The organism is Amycolatopsis sp. NPDC059021, from assembly GCF_042739895.1.
Lineage (GTDB): Bacteria > Actinomycetota > Actinomycetes > Mycobacteriales > Pseudonocardiaceae > Amycolatopsis.
This window is the reverse complement of sequence record NZ_JBHYIQ010000055.1, coordinates 26,279-52,149: the sequence shown is the minus strand read 5'-3', so window position 1 is coordinate 52,149 and position 25,871 is coordinate 26,279. Positions and strand designations below refer to the sequence as shown.

Genomic DNA, 25,871 nt, shown 5'->3' with positions numbered 1-25,871 from the left:
GGGTTCTTGGGTGATATCCTGTCGTCCGGGGGCGTCGCGGGGGCGCCCCGCGGAGTTATGTCCGTCGGCGACGCCCACGGGCGGCCTCGCGCACGTCGCCGCGGTGCTAAGTGTCCTTTGTAGACCGATGTCCGGCGAAGGGAACATCCGTGGCGTCCAGCGCTCTGAAGGCCCCCTTCAGAGCGTTCCGGGAATCACCGCACGGACCGCACCGGGGCGATCGCCGCCGCCCCTGCGAGCGCGCAGGCCGCGGCGAGCAGGTAGAGCGGTGAGTAGCCGCCGAGCTCGGCGATCACCACGCCCGCGATGGCCGGGGCGAGCGCTTGCGGGGCGGTGTTGGCGAGGTTGACGACGCCGAGGTCGCGCGCGTGCGCGTGGGCCGCGGGCAGTACCTGGGTGATGAGCGCGTTGTCCACGGCCAGGTAGACGCCGTAGCCCACGCCCATCAACGCGGCCGCGAACAGCGCGGCGGAGAACGTGTGCGCCAGCGAAAGCACCACCATCGCGGCGGCGACCACGGCCGAGGAGACCACGACGAACGGCTTCCGCAGTCCGCTGCGGTCCGACCACCGGCCCGCGACGACGCTGGTGAGCAGGATCCCGGCGGTGTAGACGACGATCAGCAGGAACACCGCCCGCGCCGGGTCCTCGTGGTGGACGACGTCGCGCAGGTAGTACAGCAGGTACAGCGTGCCGACGGCGTTGGCGAGCTGGATGCCGAGGCGGCAGCCGAAGGCCCAGCCGAGGTCGTGGGTGAACTTCGGCAGCCCGGCGGGGCCGTGCTCGAGCTTCGGCGTGTCCGTCGGCAGGAGCACGAAGGGGACGATGAGGATCAGCAGCAGTCCCGCCAGCAGGCAGTACCCGGCGACCCGGCCGGTCACCACCGAACTCACCAGAAAACTGCCCAGTATCAACGAAAGCGGCAGCGGAAGCCCGACGAACGCCGACACCACACCGCGTTGCCGCACCGGCACGAGATCAGGCACGGACGCGGTGAGCGCGGCGTACATCGCGTTGGTGCCCGCCTGCACCACGCACCAGGTCAGCGCCACACCGAGGATCGTGTGCTGGAAGCCGAGCAGCACGAGCCCGGCGGCACACACCAGGCCGCTGCCCAGCACCCACGGCCGCCGCCTGCCGAACCGCGAGGCCGTGCGGTCCGACAGCGCGCCCGCGACCGGGCACACCACCATGGAGAGCACCGCGGCGACGGCGGTGATCCAGCCGAGGTTCGCCACCTTGCGCGCCGGGTCGATCGCCTCGATCTGCAACGGCAGCAGCACCTGGATCGGCGTGAGCACCGCGATCGACATCCCGAGCGTCGCGGCCGACAGCGCGGCGATCCACCCGGGACGGACCGGCGCCGTCGGTTCGGTCACGACGCCGGTCATCGGATCTTCACCCACGCGGTGCCGTTGCGGTCGCCGAGCCGCAACGAGAACGACAGACGTCCTTCGCGGTCGGCCAGTACCGTGCCGGGCCGGGTACCCGAAGGATCTTCGACGTGGACGGTGTAGCGCAGGCCCGGCTCGTACCAGGCCGCCGTGCGCACCCGCGCCGTCCCGCTGCCGGTGAGCGCGAAACCTTCTCTGTCTACATGGGACAACGCCGAGAATTCCCGGTGGGAACGGGAAAAGGTCACCGTCCAGTCCCATACGGCGAACTCGGGTTCGGCCGAGGTGTAGGAGAACGGGTCCGGGGCGGACGGCGGGTCGGCGAGGGCCTCGGCCAGCAAGGGGACCGTCGCACGGAGGTCGTCTATCCACTGTGGCCAGTCGTGGACACCGCGCCGGTGGTGCCAGTGGTGGCCGATGCCCAGTGTGCCGAGTTTCCGGTGCATCCGCACCGACTGGTGGTACACGATCGCCTCCACCGGGTCGGGGCGGCGGTGCTCCCGCTCGGCGGGCATCCCGTTGCCGGTGCGCACGGCCAGCGTCATGCCCCGCAGGTTCTCCGCCAGATCCCACGGGTTGTGCGCGCGCCAGCGGGTCGCGCGGGTGAGCCGGTCGCCCCAGATCGCCCCGAAGCCGCCGCCGTCCCGCCGCGCCGCGATCTCGGTGATCCACGAGTACCGGTTCGTGTCGAGTACTCCGGAGAAACTCGCCGCCGCCACGAAAAGGTCCGGATGCCTTGCCGCGTAGGAGAACGCGCCGAACCCGCCCATGGAAAGACCCGCCGCCGCCCGTCCTTCGCGGCGCGCGATGGTGCGGAACGTGGCGTCGATCCACGGCAGCAGTTCGCCGAGATGGTAGGTCTCCCAGCGAGGCGTGCCGAGGCGGCCGGGTTTTTCCCAGTCCGAGTAGAAGCCGTTGCGGGCGTCCGGCATGACGACGATCAGCGGGAACTTCTCGGTCGTTTCGGCCGCCTCGCCCTTGTCCGTCCACGAGCGGTAGTCGTCGTCCCCGCCGTGCAGCAGGTAGAGCACCGGGAAGCGCCGATGGGTGTCCACTGTGTACTCGGCGGGGAAGAGGATGCGCAGGCTGGTCCGTCCGCCGACCGCCGCCGAGTCCACTGTGTACTCCACGAGCCGTGACCCCAGTGCCTGGCGGGAAACGACGGTCAGCCCGGTCCGCGTGGGCGCGGCCGTCACCGGTACGTGGCCAGGCGTTCGGCGCGCACGGCCGCGCGGCGGACCTTGCCCGCGTCGTCCCGTAGCGGCTCGTCCACCCGCTCGAAGCCACGAGGTAGCTTGTACGGTGCCAGCCGGGACTTGAGGTGTTCGAGCAGCGCCACCTCGTCGAGTGGCCCGTCGGTCTGCACCACGGCGTGCACGATGTTGCCGTAGTCCTCGTCGGGAAGCCCGATCACGCAGCTGGACAGGACCGACGGATGCTCGTCGAGCGCCGCCTCGACCTCGGCGGGGAACACGTTCGCGCCGCCGACCAGGATCATGTCCGGTTTGCGGTCGGCGAGGTAGAGATAGCCGTCGGCGTCGAACCGGCCGACGTCGCCCTGGGATTCCCAGCCGCCGGGCAGCGTCGTCGCGGTGTCGCCGAGATACCGGTAGGTCGCGGGCGCGCCGGGCGTGGACCGCATCCAGATTTCACCGGTCTCGCCGGCCGGGACGTCGCGGTGTTCGTCGTCGAGCACCCGGATTTCGCCCAGCGCCACCTTGCCGACGCTGCCGGGATGCGCGAGCCATTCCTCGCCGGTGATCAGGGTCCCCGCCTGCGCCTCGGTGCTCGCGTACAGCTCGTGCAGGCGCTGCGGGCCGATCCAGTCGAGCCACGCCTGCTTCAGCCAGACCGGGCACGGCGCGGCGCCGTGCAGCACGACCCGCAGGCTCGACAGATCGGCCGCGTCCCGCTCGGCCTCGGGCAGCCGCCACATCCGGTGCATCATCGTCGGCACCAGGAAAACCCAGTCCACGCGGTACTTTTCGATGGCACGCAAGGCTTCCGCCGCATCGAACCTCGGCAGCACCACGACATGGTTTCCGGTGAACAACGCCGACGCGGACATCATGAACGGCGCGTTGTGATACAGCGGCCCGGCGGCCAGATGCACGCCGTCCGGCGTCATCCCGAACAACGCCGCTACTCCGGCCAGGACATCGGCGTACGCGGCTTCTCCGGCGACGATGATCTTCGGACGGCCGGTGCTGCCACCGGACGCGGGCGCCTTCCACGGACCGGGTTCGACGGCGGGGAGCGGTGCGTGGTTCTCCGGCGGGGTGAACCCCGGTGGCACGTGCCGCCGTCCCGCCACCTCGGGCCCGACGACGAGTGCCGGATCGGCGAGCGCGAGCACGGCCTCCAGTTCGGCCGCCGGGAGCCGGTAGGACAGCGGCTGCGGGGTGGCGCCGAGCTTCCACGTCGCGAGCGCGGCGAGCACGAACTCGATCCCGTTGGGCAGCGCGATGGTCACCAGTGAGCCCGCACCGACCCCGAGATCCGCGTACGCGTGTGCGAGCGCGGTGCTGCGCAGGTCGAGTTCGCGGCGGCTCAGCGTCCGGCCCCCGCAGGTGAGCGCGGCGCGGCCGGGGTCGGCGGCGGTGAGGTCGGCGAGGCGGGCGGCCAGGGTCGTGCGGTCCATGCGGTCAAACTCCCCATCGTCACGTCGTCGTATCCTCCCGCCGATCATCGTCAGAATGGGATTTTGTGACAATGAAACCCGGGCAACGTTGGACCCGAGGTGCGTTTCCCCGCCCTTTCGCTGGAGGTTTCCACTATGACGGCTCCCGCACTGGACGAGCTGCTCGGCGATCCCGCGCGGCTCGACGCGATCGTCGGCCGGCTCGTCGCCCGCATCCGCGAGACGGTGCCCGAGTACGCCGCCGTCACCGACGAGGCGCTGCGGTCGGGGAACCGGCGCATCGTCGCCACAGCGCTGGCGCACCTGCGTGAGCATCGGCTGCCCGACGCGGCCGAACTGCGGGAAATCACCGAGATCGGGGTCGCGCGGGCGAGGCAGGGCGTCAGCCTCGCCGCGGTGCTCGCCGCCTACCGCGTCGCGGGGGAGGCCTGCTGGGATCTGATCGAGGCGCGGGCGCGGGAACACGGCGCGGACGACGCGGCGCTGCTCGCCACGCTGGGCCTGGTGTGGCGCTGGCTGGACGTCGTCACGGTCGCGGCGGCGACCGCGCATCACGAGGTCCAGCTGCGGGTCGCGCGGGAGGACGAACAGCGGATCGGGGACTCCCTGCGGGCGCTGCTCGCGCCGACGACGTCCCCGGCGTCGAGCCGCGCGCACCTCGTCGGTCTCGGCCTCGACCCGGACGGCAGGTACGCGGCGGTGCGCGGCAGGCTGGCGCCGGGCGTCACGGTGTCCGTGCTGCGGGAGTCGGCGCCCTCGGGGGCGGTGCTGGCCGCGGTCGGCAGGGAGGACGTGGCGGGCGTGCTCGCCGCCGGGGTGTCGCTGGAGACGTCGCTCGGTACGTTCGGGATCGGGCCGCTCGGCCCGCCCGAGGAGCTGCACCTGTCTGCACGCTCGGCGGGCAGGGCGCTGGCGGCGGCGTTCCGGCTCGGCATGGGCGGGACCCACGAACTCGCGACGTTACGGCTCGCGGCCGTCGCCTCCGCCGACGAGGAGCTGACCGCCATTCTCGCCGAGCGGCTGCTGAAACCCTTGCGGGACAAGGGACGTTACGGTATGGACATCTGGAGTTCGGTCGTCGGCTACCTGGAACACGGACTGCGGATCGACGAGGCCGCCGCCGCGTCGCCGGTGCACCCCAACACCTTGCGACGCAGGCTCGCCCACTTCGCCGAGTTCACCGGCGCGGATCTGCGCGACCCGGCGGACATCGCCGAGCTGTGGTGGCTCGTCCGGCTGGGCCGCACCCCGGCGCACTGACCCGCACGGGTGGGTGAGAGCCGGACCACAGCGTGTGATATTCACAGTTTCACAGTCGGCGTACTTGCTGGTGAAAGACCTGGCAGAGTGCGCTAAACGGAGTGCGCCGGTGACCGGGATGGGTACTCCCGTACCGGTCTGGGCGGGGAAACTTCCCGCTCGCAAGGTGCTGGCTGGTTGCTTGCCGCCGCACGCACCTGGTGAGCTGTGGCCTGTACGGGCGTCCCATTCTTGCAGTACTTCTCCGCCAACGCTTTCCGAGCTTCCCCGAGGTACTCCCATGAGTCTGCGGCTGGCCAACAAGAACGAGACCGGTGCCGGGCCCACGCGGGTGCGGCGGCGCTGGCTGCTCCCCGCGATCATCGCGCTCGCATGGCTGGCGTTCGGGGTGCTCGGCGGGAGTTTCCCCGGGCTGCTTTCGGAAGTGCAGACGAACGACGGCGCGTCGTTCCTGCCCGCAGGTGCCGAAGCGACCGAGGTCGCCCATCTGCAGGAACGCTTCGCCGGCGGCAAGATCCAGCCCGCGCTGGTCGTGTACAGCAGGGACACCGGCATCACCGGGGCCGACCGGGACGCGATCGCGCGTTCGGCGACGGCCGTGGGGAAGCTCGGCGGGCTCGCGGGCCCGGTCAGTCCGCCCATCGACTCCGACGACAAGAAGGCCGTCCAGCTGGTCGTCCCGGTGTCCGGTGTGGACGGTTTCGCCGCCGGGAAGACCGTGCGGGAGATGCGGGACGTCGTCCACGCCACGACGCCGCTGGGGCTGTCCGTCGCGATCACCGGGCCGGGCGGGTTCAACGCCGACTTCAGCGAGGTGTTCGGTGGCATCGACGGGAAGCTGCTGGTCATCACCGCGATCGCGGTGGTGGCGATCCTCGTGCTGGTCTACCGCAGCCCGCTGCTGCCCATCGTCGTGCTGGCCAGCGCCGGGTTCGCGCTGATCGCCGCGTCGGCGGTGGTCTACCCGCTGGCCAAGCACGGCGCGCTGACCCTCAACGGGCAGACGCAGGGCATCCTGTTCATCCTGGTTTTCGGCGCCTCGACCGATTACGCGCTCCTTCTGGTGGCGCGATATCGGGAGGAACTGGCCCGCAGAGACGACGCGCGCGCGGCGGTCGTGGTGGCGCTGCGTGCCTCGGCGGAGTCCATTGTGGCCTCCGCGGGAACCGTCGTGCTCGGCCTGCTCTGCATGTTGTTCAGCGAGCTGACGTCCAACCGTGGCCTCGGCCCGGTCGCCGCGATCGGCATCGCCGCTTCGTTGCTGACGTCGCTGACCTTCCTGCCCGCGATGCTCGCGTTGCTGGGCCGCGCCGCCTTCTGGCCCGTGCGGCCCGCGGCGGGGGCGCGGCACGGGCTGTGGTCGCGGATCGGGGCGCTGGTCGGCCGTCGCTACCGGTGGGTGTGGGCGGCGACGGCCGTGGTGCTCGCCGCGCTCGCCGCCTTCGCGCCCACCCTGAAATCCGACGGGGTGAGCCAGGCCGACGTCTTCCTCACCAAGGTCGAGGCGGTGACCGGTCAGGACACGCTCGCCGAGCATTTCCCCGGCGGGGCGGGCAATCCGGTGGTGATCGTGGCCCGGCAGGAGGCGGCCGAGCGGGTCGCCAAGGCCGTGGGCGCGGTGCCAGGGGTGGACGGCGGCGCGCGGGTGAACCTCGATCCCGCGACGGGGCAGCCGAAGGTGCTCGACGGGCTGGTCGAGATCGACGCGACCCTGCACGACCCGGCGGACTCCGCCGCCGCTATGTCCACAGTGGACAAGGTGCGGGACGCGGCGCGCGCGGTGCCGGGCGCGGAGGCGAAGGTCGGTGGTCAGACGGCGATCCAGCAGGAGATCCGCGACGCCGCCGAGCGGGACCGCGGGGTGATCATCCCGATCGTGCTGCTGGTCATCTTCGGCGTGCTGGCCCTGCTGCTGCGCTCACTGCTGGCGCCGCTCATGCTCATCGCGACGGTCGTGCTCTCCTTCGCCGCGACGCTGGGCGTCGGCGCTCTCGTGTTCAACCACGTGCTGGACTTCCCCGGTTCGGACCCGTCCGTGCCGCTCTACGCGTTCGTCTTCCTGGTGGCGCTGGGCATCGACTACAACATCTTCCTGATGACCCGTGTCCGCGAGGAGGCCTTCAACGACGGCACCCGGGCCGGCACGCTCGAGGCGCTCGCCGTCACCGGCGGGGTCATCACCTCGGCCGGGGTGGTGCTCGCCGCGACGTTCGCCGCGCTCTCGGTGCTGCCGATCCTGTTCATGGCACAGATCGCGTTCCTGGTCGCCTTCGGTGTCCTGCTCGACACCCTGCTCGTGCGGTCACTGCTGGTCCCGGCGCTCACCGTCCACATCGGACGCGGCGTGTGGTGGCCCGGCAGGCTCCGGCACGGGGCGGCCTGAGCGGATCCGGACCGCGACCACCGCACCGGCGATGACGACCACGGCCGCGACCGCCGCCGTCGCGGCGAACCCGGAAAGGAAGGCGACATGTGCCTTGCCGGGATCGGCGCCGACGGGAACCAGACCCTGGGTGACCGCTTCGTCGGGGAGGACTTCCTTGGCCCGCCACGACATCACCACACCGAGGACGACGATCCCGGCCACGCCGCCGAGCTGGGTGGCGACCTGCTGCAGCGCGGAGGCCAGGCCCGACATGGCGACCGGCGAACCACCGATGATCACCTGCGTCGAGGCGATCAGCGCGATCCCGGTGCCGAGGCCGAGCACCAGCGACGCGGGCAGCGCGTCGGTCCAGCCGGTGTCCACGTCGAGCAGCGTGAAGCCCAGCATGCCGACCGAGACCAGCACGAATCCCCAGATCGCGGGGCGGCGCGGGCCGAACCGCGCGGCGAGCGCGCCGCCCAGCGGGGCGCTGAGCACGACCACCACGGTCACCGGCAGCAGCCACAGCCCCGCCGCGACCGGGTCGAGGCCGCGCACGTTCTGCAGGTACAGCGTCAGGAAGAACAGGAGGCCGAACAATGAGAAGTAGCTCAGTACCGTGAGCACGGCACCGATGGCGACGCCGGGCGCGCGCAGCAGGGAGGTCACCCGGAGGCGGCCGCCCGCCGAGCGCGATTCGGCCACGGTGGCCAGCGTCAGCAGCGTGGTGAGCCCCGCGATCGGCGCGTTGACCAGGAACACCGCCTGCCAGCCCGACCACTGCACCAGCAGGCCGGCCACGATGGGCCCGGCCGCGATCGACGCCGCGGACGCCCCGCCCCAGACGCCGAGCGCCAGCTCCAGCCGGTGCGGCGGGAAGGCCATCCGCAGCAGCGCGAGCGCCGCGGGCTGCAACATCGCGCCGCAGATCCCCTGCAGCGCGCGGAGCACGATCAGCGCGGCCACCGTCGAGGCCATGGTGATGAGCACGGACACCGCGCCGAACCCGATGACCCCGGTGAGGAACACCGCCCGCCTGCCGTACCGGTCGGCGATCCGGCCGGCCGGGAACAACGCCAGCGCCAGTGCCAGCAGGTACGCGGTGGTGATCCACTGCAGGCCGGACAGGGACGCTCCGGTGTCCTTGCCGATCTCGGGGCCGGCGATCGTGAGTGCGGTCCCGTCGAGGCCGACCATCGCCCCGCCGAGCGAAACCGCCAGCAGCGTCCATCCGGGGTTACGCGAAAATCCCACCTTCTGGGAGGAGCCCGAATATGTCATGAAACGACCTTCCCGGTACCGGCGATGAGGGTGCCAGAAGCGGAAACACGTGTTCGGTGTCCGTTTCGGGCCCGCCTTGTTCCCACGATAGCGGCGACCGCTTTGCGGGCAAACAGGGAGACCGGAGAAAATGTATACGGACGATGAAATCGAGGTGACCGCCGAAACGTCGCCGTCGCCGAACCGGATCGACCTCCGGCTTGGTTCGCGCGCGCTCGGCAGAACCACGTCGGCGTTATTGCTGACGCCGCGTGACTGGTCCCCGGATTCCCGGCGGACCTGGCCGGTGCTCTATTTGCTGCACGGCGGCGACGACGGGCCGGAATGCTGGCTGACGCGGACCGACATCGCGCGGCGGGCGTTCGAGGACGACGTCCTCGTCGTGCTGCCGGACGGCGGCAGGGCGGGCTTCTACACGCGCTGGCGCGCGCCCGACCAGTTCGGCACGACCCCGGACTGGCCGCGATTTCACTTGGTGGAGCTGAGAAATCTCGTCGAGCGGTGGTATCGCGGCAGCGAGGTGCGCGCGGTCGCGGGTGTCTCGATGGGTGGATACGGCGCGCTCGTCTACGCCGCCGGGAACCCCGGCCTCTTCGCGGCCGCGGCCTCCTACAGCGGCATGGTGCACACCACGCGGCCCGGGACGCCGCTGCTGCTCCGGCGTTATCTGCACACCGTCGGCGAGCGGATGTCCGCGATGTGGGGCAGCCGCTGGATCGGCCGCGATCGCTGGCTGCGCAACGATCCCTACCACCTGGCCGACGGGCTCGTCGGCACGCCGGTCTATCTCGCGGCGGGGGACGGGAACCGTGTGCGAGGTGATCCGCCGGCGCCGGGGGACCGGCTGCTGGAACGGATAGTCGGCCCGGCGAGCCACGATCTCGCGCGGCGCCTGGCCTCGCTCAGCTGGCCCGCGACGACGAGTTTCGGCCAGGGAACCCACGATTGGCCGTCGTGGCAACGAGAACTCGCGCGCTCCTGGCCCTTTCTCCTGGACGCGCTGCGGTCGCCCGGCCCGTGACGGCCACGGGATCGGCGCAGCGTGTCCGCTGACGCGTTCGAGGCGCCCGCATTTTCGATCAGCCCAGCCCGAAACCGCGTTCGGGTATCGTTAATAACGAATGTGCGACGCCCCGAATACCGCGGCTGTGAATACTGTGAAAAAGCACCTACGGTCGTCTGATTTTCCGTTCGCTCCACTGGAGAAGCCGCCTTTCCGGTGCGGGTGGTTCGGCTCACAACAGTTGCGCCCTTGCGTGAGTAAAAGTGCGAACGGTAACGTCCCTGGCGCCTTGCAATGTCGCTTGCACACACAGGCTGTGAACCGGTCGATCGGCGTGTAGACACCGGCCGCCGTCCGCGGTTCACCGCTTTCACATCCGGAAGTCCGCTCGTCCGGCCATGCCGGGCGGATTCGCAGAACGCACAAGGTGGGAGCGTCATGTCCAACCAGGAAATCGATTTCGTGGCCGAATTCAGCCCGCTGACCGCCGCGCTGGCGGCCCGCCGGGACTCCGACCGGCCCGCCTTCACGTTCGTCGACTACGGCGACGAACGGGACGGGGTGGAGACGACGCTGACCTGGGCGGAGCTGGACCGGCGCGCCCGCGCCGTCGCGGCGAGGCTGAACCAGGTCACCGAGGCGGGTGAGCGGGTCGCGGTGCTGTGCCCGCAGAACCTGGACTACGTCGTCGGGTTCTTCGGCGCGCTGTACGCGGGTGTGATCGCGGTGCCGCTGTTCGCGCCGGAGGTGAGCTCGCACGGGGAACGCCTCGTGGGCGCGCTGGCCGACAGCGACCCCGAGGTGTGGCTCACCTCCAGCTCGGCCGTGCCCGGCATCAACGAGCTGATGAACGCGCATCCGGTGCCGCACCCGAAACAGCTCATCGCGGTGGACACTGTGGACAGTGCGCTGGCCGACGGGTTCGAGGCCCCCGCCGTCACGCCGGATCGGCCCGCCTACCTGCAGTACACCTCGGGCTCGACTCGCCGCCCGGCGGGTGCGGTGATCACGCATGGGGCGCTCGCGGCGAATGTGCGTCAGGTGGTGGCGGGTTTCGGCGTCGGCGAGGACAGCACCTGCGCGGGCTGGCTGCCGTTCTTCCACGACATGGGCCTGATCCAGCTCGTCGCGCTGCCGGCGCACACCGGGGCGCATTCGGTGTTCACCACGCCGTTCGCGTTCACCCGCCGCCCGGTGCGCTGGCTGAAGCTGATGAGCGGGCGCCACGATGTCATCACCGCCGCGCCCAACTTCGCCTTCGAGTACACCGCCGCGAAACTGTCCAAATCGGACGGAGTGGCGGACCTGGACCTGTCCGGTGTGCGTTCGGCGATCAACGGCAGCGAGCCCGTCCGCGCGGAGACCATCGCGGGATTCCTGGACGCCGCGGGCCCGCTCGGCTTCCGCGCCGAGGCGCACCGGCCCTCCTACGGGCTGGCCGAGGCGACGGTGTTCGTCAGCACCACGCCGCAGCGGCCGCCGCGGGTGGCGGTCCTGGACCGCGTGGAACTCGGTGCGGGACGGGCGGTTCCGGTGCCCGAGGGCGACGACCGCGCGCTGCGGCTCGTCTCGGCGGGGGTTCCGGTCGGCCAGCTGGTGCGGATCGCCGACCCGGCCATCGGCGCGCCCAGGATCGACGGCGAGGTCGGGGAGATCTGGATCCACGGTGCCAATGTCGCGGACGGGTATTGGCGCCAGCCGGAGCGTTCGGCGGAGACCTTCGACGGGCACCTCAGGGGCGCGACGCCGGAAGGGGGCTGGCTGCGCACCGGCGACCTCGGCGTGTTCCTCGACGGCGAGCTGTACATCACCGGCAGGCTCAAGGACCTGATCATCATCGACGGCAAGAACCACTACCCGCAGGACATCGAGGCGACCGCGCAGGAAGCGCATCCCGCACTGCGCCGCGACCGGCTCGCGGTCTTCAGCGTGCCCCACGACGGCCGCGAAGCACCGGTCGTGGTCGCCGAGTACTCCAACGGCGTGGCCGTCGAGGAACTGGACGCCGGCGAGGTCGAACGCGCCGTGCGCGCCGCCGTCGCCAAGCACCACGACCTGCGGCTGCACGCCTTCGTCCTCGTCCGGCCGGGCACCGTCCTGCGTACCTCGAGCGGCAAGATCGCCCGCTCGGCCACCCGGGCCCGCTACCTGAAGGGAGAGCTCGCATGACCAGAGCTCAACTGCGCCACTGGCTGGCGGGACGCCTCGCGGAGATCTGCGGGCTTCCAGTGTCCGAAGTGGACGTCGACCGCCCGCTGCGCGAGTACGGCCTCACCTCCCGCGACGCGGTCACGCTGACCGGTGAGCTGGAGGACGAACTGGACCGGGAGCTGCCCACCCAGCTGTTGTGGCAGCACCCCACGATCACCGCGCTGGCCGCCGCGCTGGTGCCGGAAGCCGAGGGCGAGACATCGATCTCGTCGGCGGCGTCGGCGAACATGGACGCCGCCGCCGCCGAGCCGATCGCGGTGATCGGCGTCGGCTGCCGCCTGCCCGGCGGCGTCAACGGTCCCGACGAACTGTGGCGGCTGCTGATGGCCGCGGAAAGCGCGATCTCGAAGGTGCCGGAGGGCCGCTGGGAGCAGTTCGGCCACGACTCGCCGGAGCAGGCCGAAGCACTGGCCCGCACCACCCGCTGGGGTGGCTTCCTCGACTCGGTTTCCGAGTTCGACGCCGAGTTCTTCGGGATCACGCCGCGCGAGGCGAGCGCCATGGACCCGCAGCAGCGGCTGCTGCTGGAGGTCGCGTGGGAGGCGCTGGAGCACGCCGGGATCGCGCCGGACCGCCTGCGCGGCAGTCCTGCCGGCGTGTTCGTCGGGATCAGCGGCAACGAGTACGGGCAGCTCACGTTCGGCGACGTCAGCCGGATCGACGCCTGGAGCGGGACCGGTTCCGCGCTGAGCATCGCGGCGAACCGGCTCTCGTACGTGCTCGATCTGCGCGGCCCGAGCGTGGCGGTCGACAGCGCGTGCTCGTCCTCGCTCGTCGCGGTACACCTCGCGATCCAGAGCCTGCGGGCGGGCGAGAGCGACGTCGCGCTCGCCGCCGGGGCGAACCTGTTGCTGAGCCCCGGGGTCACGGCCAACTTCGACCAGATGGGCATCACCTCGGCCGACGGGCTGTGCAAGCCGTTCGACGCCTCCGCCGACGGCATCGCGCGGGCCGAAGGCGCGGGCGTCGTCGTGCTCAAGCCGTTGAGCAAGGCCCAGCGCGACGGTGATCGCGTGCTGGCGGTGTTGCGGGGTTCCGCGGTGAACTCCGACGGCCGCTCCAACGGCCTCACCGCGCCGAACCCGGCCGCGCAGCAGGCGTTGCTGCGTGCCGCCTGCGCCGCGTCCGGCGTCCAACCGTCCGAAGTGGACTACGTCGAGGCGCACGGCACCGGGACCCTGCTCGGTGACCCGATCGAGGCGAGCGCGCTGGGCGCGGTGCTCGGCGAGGGACGTCCGGCGGACCGTCCGCTGCTGCTCGGTTCGGTGAAGTCGAACCTCGGCCACCTCGAAGCCGCCGCCGGGATCGCCGGCCTGATCAAGGTCGTGCTGGCGCTGGCGAACCGGCGCATCCCGGCGAGCCTGCACTTCACCGAGCCGAACCCGCACATCCCGTTCGAGGACCTGCGGTTGTCCGTGGTCGCCGAGCAGCAGCCGTGGCCGGGACAGGGCAGGCCCGCGCGTGCCGGGATCTCCGGGTTCGGCTTCGGCGGTACCAACGCGCACGTCATCGCCGAGCAGGCACCCGTCGCGCCGCACGAGGAACCGGTGTCCGGCGGGCCCGGCCAGTACCTGCTCGCCGCCGCTTCGCCGGAGCGCCTGCGCCTCGCCGCCGGACGGCTCGCCGACTGGCTGAGCGACTCCGGGAACCTTCCACTGTCCGATGTGGAACATTCGCTCGCCCGCCGCGCCAGCGGGCGGCACCGCGTCGTGGTGACCGCGGGCGACCACGACGAGCTGGTGTCGGGCCTGCGCGCGTTCGTCGCGGGCACGGTCGTCCCCGGCGTCTCGGCCGGCCGGTCCGATGCCGCCGGGCCGGTCTGGGTGTTCTCCGGGCAGGGCTCGCAGTGGGCGGGGATGGGACGGCGGTTGCTGGCCGACGAGCCCGCCTTCGCCGCCGCCGTGGACAAGGTCGACGAGGCGATGCGCGGTGAGGGCCGCTCGATCCGCGCCATGCTGGAGTCCGGGGTGGAGCCGGTGGGATTCGCCGCGCTGCAGCCGGTGCTGTTCGGGATCCAGGTCGCGCTCGCCGAGCTGTGGCGCCACTACGGCGCCGAGCCCGCCGCGGTGATCGGGCATTCGCTCGGCGAGGTCGCGGCCGCGGTCGTCGCCGGTGCCATTTCGCTGGCCGACGGCGCCCGCATCGCCGTGCGCCGGTCGAAGCTGCTGGCCACCACCGCGGGCAAGGGCACCATGGCCCTGCTGGAACTGCCCGCCGACGAGGTCACCGAACTGTTGCGGTACTACCCGGACGTCGATCTCGCCGTCTACAACGCGCCGGGCCAGACGGTCGTTTCCGGTGCGCCGGAACAGATCGCGTCGCTCGTCGAGACGGTCGGGCGCCGCGGGCTGCTGGCCAAGGCGATCAACGTCGACGTCGCCAGCCACTCGCGGATCATCGCCCCGGTCGTCCCCGAACTCGGCGCGGAACTGGCCAATGTCTTCGCGCACGAGCCGTCGGTGACGGTGTACCCGACGGCCGTCGAGGCCGGCGACGTGCGTTTCGACGCCGACTACTGGACGGCCAACGCGCGCAATCCGGTCCGGTTCACCCAGGCCGTCGAGAAGGCGATCGGCGACGGCTTCACCACGTTCGTCGAGATCTCGCCGCATCCGGTGCTGCACCACGCGATTCTCGAAACCGCGGGCGAGCGCGCGGTGACCGTGCTCGGCACGCTGCGCCGAGGCGAGGACGAACGCCGCCGGTTCCACATCAACCTCGGCGCCGCGCTGGCCGCGGGCGACCGGCGGCCGCGGACCGCGGGCAGGCTGCTCGATCCGCCGACCACGCCGTGGCAGCACCGCGAGCACTGGGCGCCGAAGCTCGCCCGGCCGGAGGTGGCCGGCACGCATCCGCTGCTCGGCGTGCACGTCGAACTGCCGGACGCCGACACCCACCTGTGGCAGGCGGACCTCGGTACGGAACGCCGGCCGTGGCTGGCCGATCACCGGATCGACGGCACCGCGATCCTGGCCGGAGCCTGCTACGTCGAGATGGCGTACACGGCGGCGTCGACCGCGCTGGGCCGCCCGCCGGAGCTGCTCGAACTGCGGGGCCTCGCGTTGCACGCGCCGCTGCCGCTCACCGAGCACACCCGCGTCACCACGACGTTCACCACCGCCGACGGCAAGCTCCGGGTGCACACCCGCGGCGAGGACGGCTGGATCCTGCACTGCAGCGTGACCGTGGCCGAAACCGAGGAGGCCGAGTCGGCCTGGGAGTCCGGGTGCGAACCGGAGACGTCGCTGGCGCCCGCGGAGCTGTACCACCGGCTGCGCTCGCTCGGTGTCGATTATGGACCGTCGTTCGCCGGCGTCCTCGACGTCAGCGTCGGCGAATGGTGCGCGACCGCGACCGTGGAGGCGCCGGAGGGCGTTGCGTCCGGTGGATTCTTCGTGCATCCGGTGGTGCTCGACTCGTGCCTCCAGACGTTTGCCGCCGCACTGTCCACAGTGGAGTCCGACGACGCTTACCTGCCGATGGAGTTCGGCACGGTGCGGGTCTTCGGGGATCCACGCACCGGCGTGACGAGCCACGTGTCGGTGGACGCGCCGGAGCCGGGTGCCGGTGGCGTGCTCGGCCAGCTGCGGCTGATGGACGCCGACGGCGTCGTCGTGCTGGAGATCGCGGACGTGTTCGCACGGAAGCTCCCCCGGAACTCCGCACCGCTGAAGGAAAAGCTCCTGGCCCACGAATGGCGTCCCGCCGAGCGCCCCGACCGGTGGCCGACCGGCCCGGTCGCCGTCCTCGGCGGTACGCCCCGGGCCGACGAGGCCGTGCGAGTCTTCACGGCGGCCGGGATCGAGGCTCGGCGCGTGGCCGACGCGACCGGGTGCGCCGGTGTCGATCACGTCGTCGTGCTGGTGGACGACGAGGCCGCCGAAGGCCCGGACGCCGGAGTGCGGGCAGTCGGTGAAGCTGCGGAGCTGATCCGCGTACTCGCCGAAGCCGTTGGCACGCCTCGGGTCTGGCTGGTGACGTCGTCGGCTGCGGCGGTCGAGTCGGGCGAACCCGGCAAGCCCGGCCTCGCCGCTTTGCGTGGCCTGGTGCGGGTGTCGGCCTTCGAGCACCCCGCACTGCGGGTGACCTGGCTCGACGTGGACACGTCCGAGGCGCTGGTCGGCGAGGTGGCCGGGCAGGCAGCCGACGATGAGGTCGCCTGGCGCGGCGAGCAGCGGTACGTCGCGAGGCTCGCGGCGACGTCGCTGCCCTCGCCGGGCGAGGAACCCATCGTGCGGCCGGACGGCGGCTACGTCGTGACCGGTGGTCTCGGCGGACTGGGCCTCACGCTCGCCGCGCGGATCGCCGCGCTCGGCGCCGCCAAGATCGTCCTCAATGGACGGTCGGCGCCGAAACCCGCTGCGCAGGCCGTGATCGAGGAACTCACCGCGGCGGGCACCCAGGTCGAGGTCGTGCTCGGGGACGTCGCCGAGCACGGGGTCGCCGAACGGCTGATCGCCGCGGCGGGCCAGGGCGCCCTAGCGCGCGGTGTGGTGCACGCGGCCGCCGTCTTCGACGACCGGACGGTGTCGCGTTTGGACGATGACACGCTGCGGAAGTCCTGGCTGCCCAAGGCGTATGGTGCCTGGCGGCTGCACGAGGCCACTGTGGACGCCGGGCTGGACTGGTGGCTCGGGTTCTCCTCGGCGGCCGCGCTGCACGGTCTTCCCGGGCAGCCCGCGTACGCCTCCGCGAACGCGTATCTGGACGCCGTCGTCGCGTTGCGGCGGGCGAGTGGTCTCCCAGGGGCCACGATCAACTGGGGGACCTGGGCCGAGGTCGGCGCCGCCGCCGGACTGGAGGTTCCCTGGCTCACCCCGATCGGCCCGGACGAGGGGCTCGGGCTGATCGAGGAGGTCCTCTCCGCCGGTGGCGGCGCTTTCGGCGCGGTGCGGCTGAACACCACCCGGCTCGCGACGGCGTTCCCCGACCTCGTCGCGGTGCCGTTCTTCGGCGAACTGCTCGCCGGGCACGCCGTTTCGGCGCCTTCGACCGACTGGCCGGGACTCGACGCCGTGCGCGATCGGGCACCCGCCGAGATCCGGGTGCTCGCCGGGGAACAGCTGCGGGCGCGGATCGCGTCCGTCATGGGCATGGAGCCCGGCGGGCTGGCCGAGGACGTGCCGCTCACCAGCCTCGGGGTCGATTCCCTGCTCGCGGTCCGCATCGGCAATGGCCTGCAACACGACTTCGCGGCCGTGCCGCCGGTGTCGCTGCTGTTGCGGGGCGCGTCGCTGGCCGATCTGCGCGAGTGGCTGTTCGGTGAGCTCGGTGTCGCGGGAGCGACGCTGCCGTCGCCGCGTCGGCCGGCTTCGGTGCGGGTGCCCCCGCGTGACGCGGCGGAGCGGCTCGTCGTGTCGGTGTGGGAAGAGGTGCTGGGCGAGCCGGTCGGGGTCACGCAGGAGTTCGGCGGGGACACCGCCGCGGCCGAGCGGGTCACCGAGCTGCTGAGTGTCCGCACCGGCCGTGCACTGAGCCGCGCCGAGCTGTTCGAGCGGCCGACGGCGGAGCTGATGGCCGAGCTCGTGCGGGACGCGGTCGCGCAGACCGGCCCGGTCCGGCTCCTGCGGGAGGGCGGCGCCGAACCCCCGGTGTTCTTCTTCCACCCCGGCGGCGGGGACACCGCGGTGTTCCGCCAGCTCGTCGACCTGCTGCCGGGCGACGTGCCCGCGTACGGCTTCGACCGCGTCGACGGCACCGGCACCGTGGAGGACCGTGTCGAGGCGTATCTGCCTCGGTTACGCAGCGTGCAGCCGTTCGGGCCGTACCGGCTCGCGGGCTGGTCGTTCGGCGGATTCCTGGCGTTCGAGGCGGCGCAGCGGCTCATCGCGGCGGGCGAGCAGGTGGAGCTGCTCGCCATGGTCGACCCGATCCTGCCGCTGCCGCAGGAATCCGGACTGTCCGAAGTGGACGAACTGGAGCGCCGGTTCGAGCGGTTCGGCGAGTTCCTGCGGACGAGCTACGGACGGCCGGTCGAGTTGCCCTACGCCGAACTGGCCCGCCTCGACGACGAGGGCCAGGCGGACCTGCTCATCGAGACGATCCTCGCCGCCGGCGTCATCGACTCGCGGGTGAGTGGCGCGATCCTGGCGCACCAGCGCAGCTCGTTCCTCGACGCGCGCCTGCTGGAGCGCTACCAGCCGTCGCCGTATCAGGGCCGGACGGTGTTCTACAGCGCCGCCGAGGCCGTCCCCGGTGGGCTGCGGGATCCGCGGTTCGACCGGTCCGACCCGGCGCGCGGCTGGGACGCGGTGTGCCGGGACCTGGAGGTGGTGACCGTGCCGGGGCATCACCTCTCGGTGCTCGACCCGCCGAACGTCGAGGTCATCGCGGCCCATCTGACCAGGGCACTGGCGAGCGGCGTAGCTCGGCAGCGTCCCGTCACGGCACGACGGGAGTCTTGAATCGCAGCTCGCGCCGTGTCGTGCAGGCCTCCTTCCCCGTGTCCCGCGCGGGGAAGGAGGCCTGTGTCATGCCGGTGGGACATGTCTCGAAAGCGTCGTTGAGGACGTTCAACGTCCCGTACGCGTCGTTCAGGACATCGCCTCGGCGCGCTGGTCCAGCGTGCGCATGTCGCGAACGACGCGTAAGAGACATTGAGCGTCTCGAACGCGTCGTTGGGGACGCGGACGGCCCAGTGGTCACCGTCCGAACGGCTCAGCGGTGAGGCGCACGTCACACCAATCCACCCGATGTGGTGAAAACGGAGTAACCCAGGCGGGTGCGGTGCAGTTGGGCCAGAATGATCCTCTGCCTATCGGCTGGGTGGTGATGGGACACGTGCTGCGTGCTGTTGACGTACCGAGGATTGCGGACTCGCTGCTGGTGGAGGTGACCACGTATGTGGGCCGCCAGGCGGAGCTGGCCGAGGCGGCGCGGCTGATCGAGACGGCGTCGCTGGTCACGCTCACCGGGCCGGGCGGGGTCGGCAAGACGCGCCTGGCCCAGCGGGTGGCCGAGGGCGCGCGCGGGTCGTTCCGGGACGGGGTGGTCTTCGTCGGGCTCGCGGAGCTGGGCGAGCCGCAGCTGCTGGTCAGCATGGTCGCCGACCGGCTGGGGCTGGGCGACCGGTCCTCGGGCCCGCCGATCGACCTGGTCGTGGACCAGTTGCGCGACCGGCGGCTGCTGCTGGTGCTGGACAACTGCGAACATCTGGTCGAGGCGTGCGGCAGGCTGGCCGACACGCTGGTCAGGTCGTGTCCCGACGTCGTGGTGCTGGCGACGAGCAGGCAGTCGCTCGGCGTCGAGGGGGAGCGGGTGCTGCCGGTGCCGCCGCTCGCCGTCCCGCCTGCGGGGGAGCCCGCCGAATCGGCGCGGTACGACGCGCTCCAGCTGTTCGTGGATCGCGCGACAGCGGTCGTGCCCTCGTTCGCTGTCACCCCGGACAACGCGGAGGATCTGGCCAGGCTGTGCCGCGCGCTGGACGGCCTGCCGCTGGCGATCGAGCTGGCCGCGGTCCGGCTGCGGTCGCTGTCGGTGCGTCAGCTCGCCGAGCGGCTCGATCACCGGTTCACCCTGCTGACCAGGGGCTACAAGGGCGGCCCGAGCAGGCACGAGACGTTGCGGGCGCTGATCGACTGGAGCCACGAGCTGTGCACCGAGCGCGAGCGGCTGTTCTGGTCGCGGGCGTCGGTGTTCTCCGGGAGTTTCGATCTCGACGCCGCCGAAGAGGTGTGCTCGGGCGATGGTCTCGACCGCGCCGCGGTTCTCGACGTCATCGACGGGTTGATCGACAAGTCGTTGCTGCTCCGCGAGGAGGAGCAGGGCGTCGCGCGCTACCGGATGCTGCAGACGGTCCGGCAGTACGGCGAGGACCGGCTGCGGGCCGACGACGATCTCACCCGGTGGCGGCGCCGGCATCGCGACTGGTGCCGGGAGCTGACCAAGGGGTTCGAGGCGGGCTGGTTCGGGAGCGAGCAGGGTGCCTGGCTCGCCAAGCTCCGGGAGGAGCACGCCAACCTGCGGGCCGCGCTGGACTTCTGCACCGACGACGCCGAGGAGGCGATCGTCGGGCTGCGGATGGTGTACGAGGTCAAGGAGTACTGGGTCCGCAGCCTCAACACCGAAGGCCGGATGTGGCTGAGCAAGCTGCTGGCGGCCGCGCCACCGGACGCGCCGGGACGCGCGGCGGCGCTGTGGATGTACGCCTTCCTCGCGCTGGTCCAAGCCGACCGGGACGCGTTCGAGAGCGCGCTGGCCAAAGCCGCCGAAATCGCCGAACGCACCGGCGACGCGAAAGCGCTCGCTTTCGTCGACCACGTCCGCGCCTACTCCCTGTTGATCGACAACCGCAGCGAGTGCGCCGCGTCGTTGTTCGGCGCCGCCGCCGAGCGGTTCCGCGAGCTGGGCGACGAGGCCGCGGAGCTGTGGTCGACCTACAACTACGGGCTGGCGGTGAGCCTGACCGGCGATCGTGACCACGGCCGTCGCGTGCTCCAAGAGTGCATCGAGCGCTACGCCGCGCGCGGTGAGATCTCCTGGCGGTGCTGGGCGCTGTGGTCCCTCAGCGCGGCCGAATACCTGCACGGGGACATGGAAGCGGCGACCGCGGCGGGGCTGGAGCTGCTGCGGCTGCAACCCGGGGGCGACCGGACGATCGTCGCGTTCGCGCTGACCGTCATGGCGGGCTGCGCCACGCACACCGGGCAGCCGCGCCGGGCGGCCAGGATGTTCGGCGCCGCGGCCGAAATCTGGCGTTCGGTCGGGGCCTCGCTGAACACCTACGCGGCCTTCGAAGAGCCGATGCAACGCGACATCCAGCTGGTGACCGCCGAACTCGGTCTCGAGGAGGCGGCGCAGGAGTTCCTGCGCGGGACCGCGCTCACGATGGACGAGGCGGTGGCCTACGTACTCGAAACCGGGCCGCCCGACGACGACCCGCGGCCCGCGGACAACGCCGGCGTCGTGCTCACCAAACGCGAGGCGCAGGTCGCCGAACTGGTGGCCGAGGGCATGACGAACCGGGAGATCGCCGAGAAGCTGGTGATCGCCCGCCGCACCGCCGAGACCCACGTGGACCACATCCTGACCAAACTGGGCTTCAGCAGCCGTGCCCAGATCGCCGTCTGGGTGGTTTCCCGCCGGTCATGACGCCGTGCCCAGCCGCAGCAGTTCGACCCGCACGGCGATCTCCAGCTCGAACCGGGCTTCGGCGCACGCGAGACTTTCGGTGAGCTGATCGCTGAGCTTGGTGACGCGGTGCCGCAGCGTCTGCGGGTGGACGCCGAGCCGCCGCGCCGCCTCGGCGATGTTTCCCCTGGCCGCCAGCCATTCGCGCAGGGTCACCAGCTGCGCGGTGCGGTCGCGGCCGCTCAGTCCGTCCAGCGGTGCGAGCCGTTGCTCGGTGAGCCTGCCGAGCAGCGCGTCGTCGGCGAGGAGGATCAGCGTCTGCAGGTGATCCGCGCAGTCGATCAGCAGCTGGGCGGGGAGCAGGCCGCGGTTGGCGAGGTCGAGGGCCCGCCGGGCGACGCGGAACGCCGCGGCCGCTTGGGCGAGCGGCGCCGCCGGGCCGACGGCGATCCGCCAGCCGGGCAGCGCGGCGGCGATCTCCCCGGTGTCGAGCCGGTCCGCCGCCATGAGCAGCGCGGGCCGCGCGGACGCGAGGTCGGCGAGCACCGCGCCGTCGAAAGCACTGGGGGGCAAGGAATCCGTGTCGGCCGGTGGCTGGAGCGCGACCACGACGACCCGTTCGGGCAGCGGCCATCCGGCGGCTGCCGCGGCTTCGGCGAGGTCGGTCTCGCCGGGGGGCTGCTCCGCCACGGCCAGGCGGAGCAGCCGGATCCGGGGGGTGGTCGTGGCGGCCTCGGCCGCCGCGTGCCCTTCCTCCGCCCACGAGGACAGCATGCGGACGTGCAGGGAGATCGCCTCGGCGCAGCGGGACAGCGTTTCGGTGCTCAGGCCGTGGTGCCGGGCGTGATCGGAGAGGCAGCGCCAGGCGATCTGGCCGCCGACCCGGCAGGCCGTCCGGAGCGCCTTCGGCGAATGGCCGCGAGCGAACTCGGCGCGGCCGAGATCGCGGAACAGCGCGGCCGACTCCTGGCCGGCACCGGGCCGCGAGGGCGCGTCGAGGCAGCGGACCAGCAGGGTCTCGACGGCGGTGGTGAACACGCCGCCGAGCGGCCCTTCGAGGAGGCTCGTGTACTCGGGGACCGACCGCCGGATACCACCGATGATCGACCGGGCCAGCGTCCCCGCCTGCGCCCGCAGTGCGTCGACCACGGAGGGCGGAAGCAGGGCCCTGCCGTGGTCGACGGGTCGGTCATCGACACGCTGCGCTGTCTTCACGTCATGCAGAGTGCCCGTCCGGCGGCCGGGCATCATCCGTAGATCTACGGAGAACGCTACGTATTCAGTACTCGGGGGCGTCCCGGACCACTGAAATCGGTCCAGAACGCCCCCGAGTGGGTGCTCAGGGCAGGGTCAGCCCGTAAGCGGACAATGCCGCCGGGACCGGCTGGAAGAACGTCTCGCCGCCCGAGTTGCAGTCACCGCTGCCGCCGGAGGTGAGACCGAGGGCGGTGGAGCCGTCGTACAGCGAGCCGCCGCTGTCGCCGGGCTCGGCGCAGACGGTGGTGTCGATCAGGCCGGTGACGGTGCCTTCCTCGTAGTTCACCGTCGCGTTGAGCGCGGTGACCGAACCGGAGTGGACCCCGGTGGTGGAGCCGCTGCGGGTCACGTTCTCCCCGACCGTGGCCTCACCGGCGCTGGTGATCCGCGTACCGTCGTTGACCGCGCTCGGCGCGTCGACGCCGGGGTCGTAGGACGCCCACGAGTAGTCGTGGCCGGGGAAACTCGCGTCCTGCGTCTGGGCGATGTGCTGGGAGTTCCCGGAGTCCTCCCACCAGTCGTTGGTCGCCACGCCGCAGTGCCCGGCGGTCAGCAGCGCGGGGTTGCCGCTGCGATCGTGGACGTTGAAGCCGAGCGAGCACCGCAGGCCCTGGCCCCAGATCGCGTCGCCGCCGCTGATGAACGGCCGTAGCTTCCCGGCGGTCCGCTTCAGCTGGGCCTTGGCCCCGAAGCCGTTGACGACGCCGGTCAGTTTCGCCAGGCCGTCGCCCGTGACCGTCGAGTCGGCGGTCACCAGGACGTGCCCGGAGCGGGGATCGACGCGCCACGCCGTGCCGGGGATCCTGGCCGAGCGGTCGAGCTCGCCGGTGACGGCGGCCAGCTCGGAGGCCCGGTACGCGACGATCTTCGGCACCGCGCCCGCCGCGCGGACCTGGTCGGCACCGGCGGCGTCGGTGACGGTGACGATCAGCCGCGAACTCGCTTGGTCGTAGTAGGAGCCGACGGTCCGGTCACCGAGACCGGACGTGACCTTGGCGGACAACGCCGTGGCGCCGCGGGCGTCGAGCGGACCCGCCGCCGCCGGACCGGGTGCGGCGAGCACCACGCCGGTGACGAGTCCCGCGGCGGCACAGACGACGATCCCTCGTCTGGCCCGCCGGTGGATGCGTGCTGTGGACATGGTCATCTCCGTCCTCTGGGGATTCGAGCGATGACACACCGGTGCGGACAAGCGGATTTGCGCGCGACGACAAGGTTACGGTTTCACGAAATACCGCTCCACCCACGAAAGTCGCGAACCCCACCGGTTCGCACAACGTGCGAAGTTTTCGGTTTTTCCTTGCCTGTCATGGATTTTGTCCGATTCTAAGCCCTGCCGGGGTTTTCCCGGTAGAGGTCCGGCGTGGTCTCCCAGGCGCGGGCGAGCTGGGCGCGCAGCAACGGAAGCGGGCTGTCGTCGGTCCCGTATACGCGGTCCGCGAGCCGGGTCAGCGTGTCGCAGCGGGCCAGCAGGAGTGCCCGCGCGCACAGTTCGGGCCCGTGCCCGGCGAGCCGCGCCACCCGCAGGGCCGCGGCGGCGCCGACGGAGATGACGAGGCCGGCGACGTCCTCGGCCGGGTCGCCGAGAATCGCGTCCGTCCAATCGAGAACGCCGCTCACCCGTCCCGCGCCGGTGACCAGGAGATGCTCGCCCTTGAGATCGTGGTGCAGCAGCGTGGCCGGGGCCGCCGGGGGCAGCGGGCCGGTGAGCCGGTGCGCGAGATCGGGGCCGGCGGCGCCGTCCTCGGCGAGCCGGACGGCGGCGCGCACGGCCTCCCCGGTGAGTTCGGGCAAGGATCGCGCGGCGGCCGCCGGTACGTCCACCGTGGCCGCCGGGACCGAGCGCAGTCCGGTCAGCAGGACGGCCAGGTCCTCTTCGCCCGCCGCGGAGACCGCCTGTTTTTCGGCCGATATCCCGGGAAGCCGCGTGTCCAGGGTGTAACCGAGTCCGGGTGCCCACTCGCCGTGGGCGACGCTGCGGGGCACGGCGATCGCCAGATGAGGACGGATCGCTTCGCGCAGCGCGATTTCCCGGCGCTGGCCGGCGGTGCCGTCGATGTCCCGCGCCATCCGCAGGACGTGGCCGGTGCCGACCAGCCAGGTGGCGTGATCGCCGCCTTCGTCGACGCGGCTGATTCGTGGTTCTCCTGGCAGTACGCGGCGGAGCAGGCGCCGCACGGCCGCGGGTTCAGGTGAGGTCATGACGGATCGATCATGGCATCGCTCACACGGCTTCGCGAACGGTTTGCGGCCTCGGCGAAGCCCGTGCTAGCTTTTTCCCGAGCCCCGTATGGGCCTACTCATGGAGGTAGTGGTTTCCCCGCGGCGCATGCCGCACAATCACCTTGGTGAACGGCACGGTCTTCCCGTGTCCACTGCTCTCCTCCGCACGTAGGCCACGGGGTTTTCCTGTGTCCGTTCCCGGGTGCCACCCTCCGATCTTTCATCGGATCCGGAAAGGACTCAATGACCGAGGAAAAACCAAGCGAGACCTTCGACGCCGGTGCCTTCCAGCGCCGGGTCATCGACGAATTCCGCGCCAACGCGGGAAAAGTCGCCCTGTTCGGCGAGGACGCCTCGCTGGCGCTGGTGACCACCACCGGGGCGCGCAGCGGACTGCCCCGCACCGTTCCGTTGTCCTATGTGGACGTCAAGGGGCAGAAGGTGATCGTCGCCTCCGCGATGGGCGCGCCCCGGAATCCCGCCTGGTACCACAACATCCGGAAGAACGCGCGGGTGACCGTCGAGACCGGCACCGAGACGTTCGAGGCGCTCGCCGCGATCCCGGACGGGCCGGAGCGGGACGCGTTGTTCGCCGAGGTGGTCGCGATCGAGCCGGGTTTCGGGGAATACCAGGCGAAAACCACGCGGCCGATCCCGGTGGTCACACTGCATCACCTCGACGAGGGCGCCGACCGGGTGCGGGGGATGGGCGACTTCGTCGTCGATGCCCACGACTGGCTGCGCAAGGAACTCGCCGAACTGCGCGGCCAGGCGGACGAGATCGCGGACGGCAAGGCCACGACGTTCACCAGGACTGCCGACCTCGGCCGGGAACTGCGCGAGCACTGCCTGACCTTCTGCGGTGCGCTGAAACGACATCACCTGGGGGAGGACACGGTCGCGTTCCCGATGCTGGCCGCCCGTTTCCCGTCGCTCGCGCCCGCGCTGGAGAAGCTCGCCGCGGAGCACGTCGTGGTCGCCCGCGCGCAGGAGCGGATCCGTGAACTCGTCGAAGGCTACGTTCCCGGGGAGGGCGATCCGGTCCGGCTGCGGGAGGAGCTCGACCGGCTGGCCACCGACCTCGAAGCCCATTTCGCCTACGAGGAACGGTCGATCGTGACCGCCCTCAACGCACTGGCGCCCGCGCCGGACATCCCCTGACGCCGT

The 25,871-nt window shown here is 71.6% G+C and carries 14 protein-coding genes; 7 read left to right on the top strand and 7 right to left on the bottom strand.

What is annotated here, in order from left to right:
• Nucleotides 1-194: 194 nt before the first annotated feature.
• The 3 genes from ACFWX1_RS28685 to ACFWX1_RS28675 are packed head-to-tail and all read right to left on the bottom strand — an operon-like array spanning nucleotide 195 to nucleotide 4,035.
• A complete protein-coding gene (locus ACFWX1_RS28685) occupies nucleotides 195-1,391 on the bottom strand; it encodes an MFS transporter (RefSeq protein ID WP_378392482.1) in 1,197 nt (398 codons plus the stop codon).
• Nucleotides 1,388-2,590, bottom strand: a complete 1,203-nt coding sequence (locus ACFWX1_RS28680) for an alpha/beta hydrolase (RefSeq protein ID WP_378392480.1) — start codon at nucleotides 2,588-2,590, stop codon at nucleotides 1,388-1,390. Before ACFWX1_RS28680 ends, ACFWX1_RS28685 begins: the two co-directional genes overlap by 4 nt.
• Nucleotides 2,587-4,035, bottom strand: a complete 1,449-nt coding sequence (locus ACFWX1_RS28675; protein WP_378392478.1) for an AMP-binding protein — start codon at nucleotides 4,033-4,035, stop codon at nucleotides 2,587-2,589. Before ACFWX1_RS28675 ends, ACFWX1_RS28680 begins: the two co-directional genes overlap by 4 nt.
• Before the next feature lie 135 nt (nucleotides 4,036-4,170).
• Here ACFWX1_RS28675 and ACFWX1_RS28670 point away from each other — a divergent pair, with 135 nt between their 5' ends.
• Complete coding sequence (locus tag ACFWX1_RS28670; protein ID WP_378392476.1) at nucleotides 4,171-5,295, top strand: PucR family transcriptional regulator; 1,125 nt, start codon at nucleotides 4,171-4,173, stop codon at nucleotides 5,293-5,295.
• Nucleotides 5,296-5,575: 280 nt separating this feature from the next.
• On the top strand, nucleotides 5,576-7,678 hold the full coding sequence (locus ACFWX1_RS28665; RefSeq protein WP_378392474.1) for an MMPL family transporter: 2,103 nt from the start codon (nucleotides 5,576-5,578) through the stop codon (nucleotides 7,676-7,678).
• Here the strand turns inward: ACFWX1_RS28665 and ACFWX1_RS28660 are convergent.
• Nucleotides 7,598-8,941 (bottom strand): MFS transporter, encoded by a 1,344-nt coding sequence (locus tag ACFWX1_RS28660; RefSeq protein WP_378392472.1) that lies wholly within the window; start codon nucleotides 8,939-8,941, stop codon nucleotides 7,598-7,600. The genes ACFWX1_RS28665 and ACFWX1_RS28660 overlap by 81 nt on opposite strands.
• A 130-nt stretch (nucleotides 8,942-9,071) precedes the next feature.
• Here ACFWX1_RS28660 and ACFWX1_RS28655 point away from each other — a divergent pair, with 130 nt between their 5' ends.
• The 4 genes from ACFWX1_RS28655 (at nucleotide 9,072) to ACFWX1_RS28640 (ending at nucleotide 21,245) form a co-directional block, all read left to right on the top strand.
• Nucleotides 9,072-9,962 (top strand): alpha/beta hydrolase, encoded by an 891-nt coding sequence (locus ACFWX1_RS28655; RefSeq protein WP_378392470.1) that lies wholly within the window; start codon nucleotides 9,072-9,074, stop codon nucleotides 9,960-9,962.
• Between the two features lie 420 nt (nucleotides 9,963-10,382).
• Entirely contained in the window at nucleotides 10,383-12,113 is a 1,731-nt protein-coding gene (locus tag ACFWX1_RS28650) for a fatty acyl-AMP ligase (protein ID WP_378392468.1), read from the top strand.
• Nucleotides 12,110-18,559: a beta-ketoacyl synthase N-terminal-like domain-containing protein gene (locus ACFWX1_RS28645; RefSeq protein ID WP_378392466.1), complete on the top strand. Its 6,450-nt coding sequence runs from the start codon at nucleotides 12,110-12,112 to the stop codon at nucleotides 18,557-18,559. The genes ACFWX1_RS28650 and ACFWX1_RS28645 overlap by 4 nt, the downstream gene beginning before the upstream one ends.
• Before the next feature lie 376 nt (nucleotides 18,560-18,935).
• Nucleotides 18,936-21,245 carry an ATP-binding protein gene (locus ACFWX1_RS28640; RefSeq protein WP_378392464.1) on the top strand — a complete coding sequence of 770 codons (2,310 nt, stop codon included), beginning with the start codon at nucleotides 18,936-18,938 and terminating at the stop codon, nucleotides 21,243-21,245.
• On the opposite strand, the gene ACFWX1_RS28635 is transcribed toward ACFWX1_RS28640, so the two are convergent.
• From ACFWX1_RS28635 to ACFWX1_RS28625, 3 genes are all read right to left on the bottom strand, one after another.
• Nucleotides 21,240-22,439, bottom strand: a complete 1,200-nt coding sequence (locus ACFWX1_RS28635; RefSeq protein WP_378392463.1) for a helix-turn-helix domain-containing protein — start codon at nucleotides 22,437-22,439, stop codon at nucleotides 21,240-21,242. The genes ACFWX1_RS28640 and ACFWX1_RS28635 overlap by 6 nt on opposite strands.
• A 124-nt stretch (nucleotides 22,440-22,563) precedes the next feature.
• Nucleotides 22,564-23,622 (bottom strand): S1 family peptidase, encoded by a 1,059-nt coding sequence (locus tag ACFWX1_RS28630; protein WP_378392461.1) that lies wholly within the window; start codon nucleotides 23,620-23,622, stop codon nucleotides 22,564-22,566.
• Nucleotides 23,623-23,807: 185 nt separating this feature from the next.
• Nucleotides 23,808-24,683 (bottom strand): phosphotransferase family protein, encoded by an 876-nt coding sequence (locus ACFWX1_RS28625; RefSeq protein WP_378392459.1) that lies wholly within the window; start codon nucleotides 24,681-24,683, stop codon nucleotides 23,808-23,810.
• 264 nt (nucleotides 24,684-24,947) lie between these two features.
• Between ACFWX1_RS28625 and ACFWX1_RS28620 the strand changes: the two genes are divergently transcribed.
• Nucleotides 24,948-25,865 (top strand): nitroreductase/quinone reductase family protein, encoded by a 918-nt coding sequence (locus ACFWX1_RS28620; protein WP_378392457.1) that lies wholly within the window; start codon nucleotides 24,948-24,950, stop codon nucleotides 25,863-25,865.
• Nucleotides 25,866-25,871 lie beyond the last annotated feature (6 nt).

What these genes read in the sequence shown, in the direction of transcription:
- ACFWX1_RS28685 (WP_378392482.1), bottom strand. Translation starts at nt 1,391, where the DNA reads ATGACCGGCGTCGTGACCGAACCGACGGCGCCGGTCCGTCCCGGGTGG.
- ACFWX1_RS28675 (WP_378392478.1), bottom strand. Translation starts at nt 4,035, where the DNA reads ATGGACCGCACGACCCTGGCCGCCCGCCTCGCCGACCTCACCGCCGCC.
- ACFWX1_RS28670 (WP_378392476.1), top strand. Translation starts at nt 4,171, where the DNA reads ATGACGGCTCCCGCACTGGACGAGCTGCTCGGCGATCCCGCGCGGCTC.
- ACFWX1_RS28665 (WP_378392474.1), top strand. Translation starts at nt 5,576, where the DNA reads ATGAGTCTGCGGCTGGCCAACAAGAACGAGACCGGTGCCGGGCCCACG.
- ACFWX1_RS28660 (WP_378392472.1), bottom strand. Translation starts at nt 8,941, where the DNA reads ATGACATATTCGGGCTCCTCCCAGAAGGTGGGATTTTCGCGTAACCCC.
- ACFWX1_RS28655 (WP_378392470.1), top strand. Translation starts at nt 9,072, where the DNA reads ATGTATACGGACGATGAAATCGAGGTGACCGCCGAAACGTCGCCGTCG.
- ACFWX1_RS28650 (WP_378392468.1), top strand. Translation starts at nt 10,383, where the DNA reads ATGTCCAACCAGGAAATCGATTTCGTGGCCGAATTCAGCCCGCTGACC.
- ACFWX1_RS28645 (WP_378392466.1), top strand. Translation starts at nt 12,110, where the DNA reads ATGACCAGAGCTCAACTGCGCCACTGGCTGGCGGGACGCCTCGCGGAG.
- ACFWX1_RS28630 (WP_378392461.1), bottom strand. Translation starts at nt 23,622, where the DNA reads ATGTCCACAGCACGCATCCACCGGCGGGCCAGACGAGGGATCGTCGTC.
- ACFWX1_RS28625 (WP_378392459.1), bottom strand. Translation starts at nt 24,683, where the DNA reads ATGACCTCACCTGAACCCGCGGCCGTGCGGCGCCTGCTCCGCCGCGTA.
- ACFWX1_RS28620 (WP_378392457.1), top strand. Translation starts at nt 24,948, where the DNA reads ATGACCGAGGAAAAACCAAGCGAGACCTTCGACGCCGGTGCCTTCCAG.